The organism is Nocardia asiatica NBRC 100129 (assembly GCF_000308415.1).
In the GTDB taxonomy this organism is placed as follows: Bacteria; Actinomycetota; Actinomycetes; order Mycobacteriales; family Mycobacteriaceae; genus Nocardia; species Nocardia asiatica.
In genome coordinates this window covers 1-7,261 of the sequence record NZ_BAFS01000207.1, presented here as the reverse complement: position 1 = coordinate 7,261, position 7,261 = coordinate 1, and the positions used below count along the sequence as shown (strand labels likewise).

The 7,261-nt window shown below is 68.6% G+C and carries 9 protein-coding genes; 4 read left to right on the top strand and 5 right to left on the bottom strand.

Going from position 1 to position 7,261, the window contains the following annotated elements:
• A partial coding sequence (locus ON27_RS19955; protein WP_169334521.1) for an oxygenase MpaB family protein occupies positions 1-853 on the bottom strand: 853 nt, incomplete at its 3' end.
• A 201-nt stretch (positions 854-1,054) separates the two neighbouring features.
• On the opposite strand from ON27_RS19955, the gene ON27_RS19950 reads away from it, so the two are divergent.
• From ON27_RS19950 to ON27_RS19940, 3 genes are read left to right on the top strand one after another with little or no spacing between them, the layout of a single operon-like run.
• On the top strand, positions 1,055-1,504 hold the full coding sequence (locus tag ON27_RS19950) for an SRPBCC family protein (RefSeq protein WP_043729666.1): 450 nt from the start codon (positions 1,055-1,057) through the stop codon (positions 1,502-1,504).
• Positions 1,501-1,842 (top strand): ArsR/SmtB family transcription factor, encoded by a 342-nt coding sequence (locus ON27_RS19945; RefSeq protein WP_043729665.1) that lies wholly within the window; start codon positions 1,501-1,503, stop codon positions 1,840-1,842. The genes ON27_RS19950 and ON27_RS19945 overlap by 4 nt, the downstream gene beginning before the upstream one ends.
• A gap of 42 nt (positions 1,843-1,884) precedes the next feature.
• Entirely contained in the window at positions 1,885-2,328 is a 444-nt protein-coding gene (locus tag ON27_RS19940) for an SRPBCC family protein (RefSeq protein WP_043729664.1), read from the top strand.
• A 142-nt stretch (positions 2,329-2,470) separates the two neighbouring features.
• On the opposite strand, the gene ON27_RS19935 is transcribed toward ON27_RS19940, so the two are convergent.
• The 4 genes from ON27_RS19935 to ON27_RS19920 form a co-directional block, all read right to left on the bottom strand.
• On the bottom strand, positions 2,471-4,864 hold the full coding sequence (locus ON27_RS19935; RefSeq protein WP_043729657.1) for an ATP-binding cassette domain-containing protein: 2,394 nt from the start codon (positions 4,862-4,864) through the stop codon (positions 2,471-2,473).
• A 269-nt stretch (positions 4,865-5,133) separates the two neighbouring features.
• A complete protein-coding gene (locus tag ON27_RS19930; protein ID WP_043729655.1) occupies positions 5,134-5,544 on the bottom strand; it encodes a VOC family protein in 411 nt (136 codons plus the stop codon).
• Between the two features lie 5 nt (positions 5,545-5,549).
• A complete protein-coding gene (locus ON27_RS19925; RefSeq protein ID WP_043729650.1) occupies positions 5,550-5,999 on the bottom strand; it encodes a helix-turn-helix transcriptional regulator in 450 nt (149 codons plus the stop codon).
• A gap of 28 nt (positions 6,000-6,027) precedes the next feature.
• On the bottom strand, positions 6,028-6,819 hold the full coding sequence (locus tag ON27_RS19920) for an NADPH-dependent F420 reductase (protein WP_051046785.1): 792 nt from the start codon (positions 6,817-6,819) through the stop codon (positions 6,028-6,030).
• A 177-nt stretch (positions 6,820-6,996) separates the two neighbouring features.
• Between ON27_RS19920 and ON27_RS19915 the strand changes: the two genes are divergently transcribed.
• Positions 6,997-7,261 (top strand): helix-turn-helix domain-containing protein (locus ON27_RS19915; protein WP_043729647.1); only part of this gene is annotated, 265 nt, incomplete at its 3' end.

Here is a 7,261-nt window from a genome sequence, read left to right as displayed (position 1 = left end):
CGCGGGCATGCCGCATGCCCTCTCGTGCGCGCGGGTGGTAGCGCAGGGGTTCGGGGACCAGCGGCCAGGCGTTGCGGATCAGACTCGCGGCGGCGCGGAAATGTGCCCGGTCCGTCTTGCTGTAACGCAGACCGAGTTTGTCGCGGGCCGGTTCGGGCAGCAGCGCGGCGGTGATCACCCGGTATTCGGACATGATCACCGGCCGCAGCACCCGTTCGACCGGTTGCGGCAGGTACGGCAGCCGCATGTCGCTGGTGAATCGCAGCCGTTCGGTCAACCAGCGCGCCGAGGCGGTAGCTTCCAGGACGTCACGGCAGACGTCCTGGAAATAGCGCTGGAAAGCGGCGTAATCGGCGGGCATCGGCCGGTCGCTCACGCCGTATCGCCGGAACCAGGTCTTGCTCTGCTGGTACAGCTGCTCATGTTCGGTGGCGGTCAGGCGGTCGCCGAAGACATCGGCGATGTCGATGACCGCTTGGACCATCGTGGCGTGCGTCCAGTAATAGATCTCGGGGTTGAGGGCGTGGTAGCGATCGCCGTGTTCGTCGGTGCCCCTGATGTCTCGGTGGTAGTCCCGCACCCTGGCGCCGGTGCCGCGTTCGACGGGGTCGTAGACGGTGCCGATGATCTCGGGAATCGATCGCAGAATCCGATCCCAGGGATCGCCGAAGAAGTCGGAATGCTGCGTGACTCCGGACCCCACAGCGGGGTGCATCAGCTCCAGTAGACCGTAGGGCGCGGCGACCAGGAACAGTCGCAGATCACCCAGGTGGCGCCACAGCAGTGTGCCCGGCCCGAGCTGCGGATCCTCCGGCGTGGCTTCGTCGTGCGCGGTGCCCAGGTGTGCGGTCATCATCGACCCCTCTCGTTCGGTGCGACGAAATTACTCTAGTTGTCGCAAATGTCGCACTCAAGGGTGCGGGCATTCCGCCGCCCTTCGCAGTGCTCGCAACCGCGGTGGTGCCGAAAGGGTGAAGCAACCAATGGTTGCGTAAAGGGTGCTGGGCCGCTAGCGTATGTGCAACCAAACGTTGCATATGGAGGTTGCGAGAGCATGGAATACGGCAGCATCGAGCGGGAGATACACGTCGACGCCTCGCCCGAGGTGGTCTACGAGGTCGTCAGCAGCCCGGAGCACATCTCGGAATGGTGGAGCGACGAGGCCGCGTTCGAAGTGGTTCCGGGGGCGGTCGGCGAACTGGTCTGGGGTGACCGGGTGGACGTCGCCCCGATCAAGGTGGTGCAGGCCGAGCCGCCACGCTTGTTCGCGTTCCGCTGGTGCTATCCGGGCGCGGTCGACGACTCCGCCGACGCGCTGCTGGTCACCTTCGAACTCACCGCGTCGGGCGCGGGCACCAGGATTCGGCTCACCGAGACGGGGTTCCGGGAAATGGGCTGGGAGGCCGCCAAACTGGCGGAACAGTACCGCGAGCACAGCATGGGGTGGGACACCTATGTCCCCCGGCTCGGGGAGTACATCGTGCGGCTGGTGTCGACGCCGTGACAGCCGTCGTCGACGACGACCTATGGTCCGCGATCGGGGATCCGACGCGCCGCCGCATGCTCGACCTGCTCCTGGCGGAGGGGGACGGCACGGCCACCAGTCTCAGCGAGCGGCTGCCCGTGACGCGGCAGGCGGTGGCGAAACATCTCGTCGTGCTCGATCGCGTCGGCTTGGTGCACGGCACACCGGCCGGTCGGGAGCGGAGATACCGGGTGGACGAGGCGCAGCTCGCTCGCGCGGTCGCCCAGTTGTCCTCGGTCGGGGCGGCATGGGACGCCAGGCTCCGTCGCATCAAGCGGATCGCCGAGGCGATCCAGCGCAGGCAAGACCAGCAGTGAATTCCCGCTGCCGGAAGCAAACCAACGAGAGAAGGATCGAAAATGGTCGACATTCTGCACAGGGTCGGAATCAAATCGCCGGCGTCCGACGTCTACGCCGCCTTGACCACCACCGAGGGGCTTGCCGGTTGGTGGACGACCGACACCCGGGGCAAAGGCGCCGAAGTCGGTGACGTGCTCGAATTCCGTTTCGGAGCAGGTGGATTCGATATGCGGGTGCGTGAACTCGAGCTGGGCAAGCATGTGCTGTGGGAGGTGATCGACGGACCCGACGACTGGGTCGGCACGCAGTTGGACTGGAACCTCGGCCGGGCCGACGACCAGACCATCGTCCTGTTCAAGCACCAAGGCTGGAAGGAGCCCGTGGAGGCCATGTACCACTGCAGCACCAAGTGGGCGGTCTTCCTGCTGAGCCTGAAGTCGCTGGTCGAAACCGGGAAAGGCGCGCCGGAGCCCTACGACGTCAAGATAGACAACTGGAACTGACGTCGCCCGGCCTCCGCGCCGCCGGGCGCGCGGGGTACGCCTCGGATCAACGCTCGGCGACGCCACCGTGACGGCGACCGCGCCCTGACCGCCTCGGTCCAGCGGCGCGGTCGCCGTCACACGGTGCTCGGGACAGCGCCGGTCAGGCGCCGACGTAGGCCGCGAGGTGCTCACCGGTGAGGGTCGAGCGAGCGGCCACGAGATCGGCGGGTGTGCCCTCGAAGACGACCAGGCCGCCGTCGTGACCCGCCCCGGGGCCCAGATCGATGATCCAGTCGGCGTGCGCCATCACCGCCTGGTGGTGCTCGATGACGATGACCGACTTGCCGGCCTCCACGAGCCGGTCGAGCAGGCCGAGCAACTGCTCCACGTCGGCCAGATGCAGGCCGGTGGTCGGCTCGTCCAGGACGTAGACGCCGCCCTTGTCGGCCATGTGGGTTGCCAGCTTGAGCCGCTGCCGCTCGCCGCCGGACAGCGTGGTGAGCGGCTGGCCGAGGCTGAGGTACCCCAGCCCGACGTCCGCGAGCCGGCCGAGAATCGCGTGCGCGGCCGGCGTGCGCGCCGCGCCGTCGCCGAAGAACTCCTTGGCCTCGAGCACCGACATCGCGAGCACCTCGCTGATGTCGCGGCCGCCGAGATGGTATTCCAGCACCGAGGCCTGGAACCGCTTGCCCTCGCACTCCTCACAGGTGCTGGCGACACCGGCCATCATGGCCAGGTCGGTGTAGACGACGCCCGCGCCGTTGCAGGTGGGGCATGCGCCTTCGGAATTGGCGCTGAACAGCGCCGGTTTCACACCGTTGGCCTTGGCGAACGCCTTGCGGATCGGTTCGAGCAGCCCGGTGTAGGTCGCCGGGTTGCTGCGCCGCGAGCCACGGATGGGCGCCTGGTCCACCGAGACCACGCCCTCGCTCGCGGGGATCGACCCGTGCACGAGCGAGCTCTTGCCGGAGCCGGCCACGCCGGTGATGGCGACGAGCACCCCCAGCGGAATGTCGACGTTCACGTCGCGCAGGTTGTTCGCCTGCGCACCGCGAATCTCCAGCTTTCCCTTGGGCTTGCGCACCGTCTCCTTGAGCGCGGCCCGGTCGTCGAAATGACGGCCGGTGACGGTGCCGCTGGCCCGCAAACCCTCGACGCTGCCCTCGAAGCAGATGGTGCCGCCCGCCGTACCGGCCCCGGGGCCGAGATCGACGACATGGTCGGCGATCGCGATCGTCTCCGGTTTGTGCTCCACGACGAGCACCGTGTTGCCTTTGTCGCGTAGCCGCAGCAGCAGATCGTTCATCCGCTGGATGTCATGGGGGTGCAGGCCGATGGTCGGCTCGTCGAAGACGTAAGTGACGTCCGTGAGCGAGGAGCCGAGGTGACGGATCATCTTGGTGCGCTGCGCCTCGCCGCCCGACAGCGTGCCCGCGGGGCGGTCGAGCGAGAGGTAGCCCAGCCCGATCTCCACGAACGAGTCGAGCGTGTGCCGCAGCGCGGCCAGCAGCGGCGCCACCGACGGCTCGTCGAGGCCGCCGACCCATTCGGCCAGGTCGCTGATCTGCATCGCGCAGGCGTCGGCGATATTGACGCCCTTGATCTTCGATGATCGAGCCGCCTCGCTGAGGCGGGTGCCGTCGCACTCGGGACAGACGGTGAAGGTGACCGCCCGGTCCACGAACGCCCGGATGTGCGGCTGCATCGCCTCCCGGTCCTTGGACAGGAACGACTTCTGGATCTTGGGGATCAGGCCCTCGTAGGTGAGGTTGACGCCCTCGATCTTGACCTTGGTGGGCTCTTTGTAGAGGAAGTCCTGCATCTCCCTCTTGGTGTACTTGCGGATCGGCTTGTTCGGGTCGACGAAGCCCGACTCGGCGTACACCCGCACCGTCCAGAAGCTGTCGGATTTCCAGCCGGGAATGGTGAACGCGCCCTCGGCGAGCGACTTCGAGTCGTCGTAGAGCTGGGTGAGGTCGATGTCGGAGACCGAGCCCCTGCCTTCGCAGCGCGGGCACATGCCGCCGGTGATGCTGAAGCTGCGGCGCTCCGCGACGGTCTTTCCGGCGCGCTCCACCTTCACCGCACCCGCGCCGCTGATCGAGGCGACGTTGAAGGAGAAGGCCTGCGGCGAGCCGATGTGCGGCTGTCCGAGCCGGCTGAACAGGATGCGCAGCATCGCGTTGGCGTCGGTGGCGGTGCCGACCGTGGAGCGCGGGTCCGAACCCATGCGCTGCTGGTCGACGATGATCGCGGTGGTCAATCCCTCGAGCACGTCGACCTCGGGCCGGGCCAGCGTCGGCATGAAGCCCTGCACGAAGGCGCTGTAGGTCTCGTTGATCAGCCGCTGCGATTCGGCGGCGATCGTGCTGAACACCAGTGAACTCTTGCCCGAACCGGAAACGCCGGTGAACACCGTCAGCCGTCGCTTCGGTATCTCGATGCTGACGTCCTTCAGGTTGTTCTCGCGCGCCCCGTGCACGCGGATCAGGTCGTGGCTGTCGGCGGTGTGCGGCGCAGGCGACTGCGTGGTTGTCCTGGTGGCCGTGCTCATCGTGTCTCCATCTGTCAAGCGGGACCGCCTGCGCGGTCTCCGTCGGCGTCGCCTGGCTCGATCTAACCAGTTCCGCCCGGTGGGTCTGCTCACCTCTGCCGGGACGCCGGGCGGGTGGATGTGGCCGTCGGCCTCTCGCGTCCGGCCGAAGGACGCTGGCGCCGCCCGCCGTGGCACCGGCTACTCGGACGCCTCAGGCGTGGGTGAGCCGGTGCCCGGCGGCTTTCACCGCTGTAGCGGGCGGCGGCGCATGCGAGCGCCCGAGGGGCTCAGCGCAGTTCTTGGATACGGACCATGTTGCCCGCGGGATCGCGGACCGCGCAGTCGCGCACGCCGTACGGCTGTTCGGTCGGTTCCTGGACGATCTCGGCGTCGCTGGCGGCCAGCCGCTCGAAGGCGGCGTCGAGATCCTTGGTAGCCAGCAGAATGCTGGCGTACGTGCCCTTGGCCATCATCTCCGCGATGGTGCGGCGCTCGTCGTCGGTGATGCCCGGGTCGGCCCCCGGCGGGTGCAGAACGATGGATGTGCCCGGCTGATCGACGGGGCCGACCGTGAGCCAGCGCATCCCTTCGTAGCCGACATCCTTGCGGAGTTCGAAGCCGAGAGTGTCGCGATAGAAGGCGAGGGCTGCGTCCGGGTCGTCGTGCGGCAGGAAGCTCGCGTTGATCGTGATGTCCATGGCAGTCAGGCTAGATGCGGCCGAGTAGCCGGCGCTTCTCGATTCCTGATCGGTCTGGTGACCTGTTTCGCGACGCAGGAGGGCATCCCGGCGGTCGCCAGCGCGGCTTCGCGCCGGTAGACGCTCGGCGGCACGCCGACCAGCTCGGTGAAGCGGGTGCTGAAGGTGCCCAGCGACGAGCACCCCACCGTGAAGCAGACCTCGGTGACGCTGAGGTCACCGCGCCGCAGCAGCGCCATCGCCCGTTCGATGCGCCGAGTCATCAGATAGGAGTACGGCGACTCGCCGTAGGCGAGCCGGAACTGGCGGCTGAGGTGCCCGGCCGACATGTGCGCGTCGCGCGCGAGCGCCTCGACGTCCAGCGGCTGCGCGTACTCCCGATCGATGCGGTCGCGAACGCGGCGCAACCGTGCGAGGTCCCGCAGCTGCGGCGGCGTGGCGGGTTTGCTGGTCACCTACCAGATGGTGCCACACCCCCAGCGGTCACCGCTGGACCGCGGCGGCGCCGGAGGCCGGGTGGCCGGGGCTGGGTGAGTCGCTCGGAAGCCTGGCGTCGCCTGCGGGGCGGCGGACCGCGATCTCGGCCAATTCGGCGACACGGGTCGCGGGGGCGGGGATGCCGGGTGTGCGAAAGGTCCAGCGGAGGAAGTCGTCGACGCTCATCGCGGGTATCTCGCCGAGGTAGGGCTGGATGTACACCGGTGTGTCCGGTTCGCTGCGCCAGCTGGTGGCGAGGGTGCCGATATCCACCGTGTCATAGCCGAGCAGGTCCAGCAGCAGGTCCGCCTCCGTCTTGGCGGCCACGTCGTCGCCGGCGATGGGCAGGGCGCTGCGGTCCGGCGCGCCCGCGGGGCGCGCCAGGGACAGCAGCTGGTGCGGGGTGATGGTGTTGCACGCTTTGACCACGCGAGAACCGGCGAGATGACGCTGCAGCAACGCGCTGGAGGTCAGTTCGCCGTTGTCCAGTTCGGTCCGACGACCGTCCCGCTCCGGGTAATAGTTCGCCGTGTCCAGCACTGTCTTGCCGCTGAGGGCTTCGACGGGAAGTCGCTCGAAGGCGTTGAGCGGGATGGCCGCCACCACCAGATCGCCCGCGCGCGCGGCCTCTGCCGGTGTGGCCGCTCGGGCATGCCCGCCGAGGTCGGCGACGAGACCGGCGAGCGTCCGCGGGCCGCGCGAATTACTGAGGACGACCTCGAGGCCCGCCGCGACGGCGAGGCGGGCGAGGGCGGAACCGATCATGCCGCTGCCGATGAGTCCGAGTGTTCGGGACACTGCTGCGCTCCGTTCGTGAGGGGGATACCGCGAGGTGAGCCGCGTGCGAGCGGACGGGGCCGGTCGTGCGGCGACTCGCCTCAGAGCGTGGAACGCCCCGGTCCGGCCGCAGCCCGGTGTGCTGGGTACTCACGACGTGATCACCCTGAGCGTGCCGCCGCCTCGTAGGGTGGTCGAGTGGACGACCGGGCCGAGCTGAGCGCATTCCTCAAATCGCGTCGGGCCAGGGTGCGTCCGGCGAGCGCCGGGCTGCGCGACTACGGCAGGGTGCGCCGGGTCCCGGGTCTGCGACGGGAGGAACTGGCGCGGCTGGCGGGCGTGAGCATCGCCCACTACACGCGTCTGGAACAGGGCGACGGCCACCGCGTGTCGGATCAGGTCTTGGACGCCATCGGCGCGGCACTGCGCTTGGACCGGGACGAATCGGCCTACCTGCACCGGA

Coding starts and splice junctions, on each gene's coding strand:
- ON27_RS19950 (WP_043729666.1), top strand. CDS start 1,055: ATGGAATACGGCAGCATCGAGCGGGAGATACACGTCGACGCCTCGCCC.
- ON27_RS19940 (WP_043729664.1), top strand. CDS start 1,885: ATGGTCGACATTCTGCACAGGGTCGGAATCAAATCGCCGGCGTCCGAC.
- ON27_RS19935 (WP_043729657.1), bottom strand. CDS start 4,864: ATGAGCACGGCCACCAGGACAACCACGCAGTCGCCTGCGCCGCACACC.
- ON27_RS19930 (WP_043729655.1), bottom strand. CDS start 5,544: ATGGACATCACGATCAACGCGAGCTTCCTGCCGCACGACGACCCGGAC.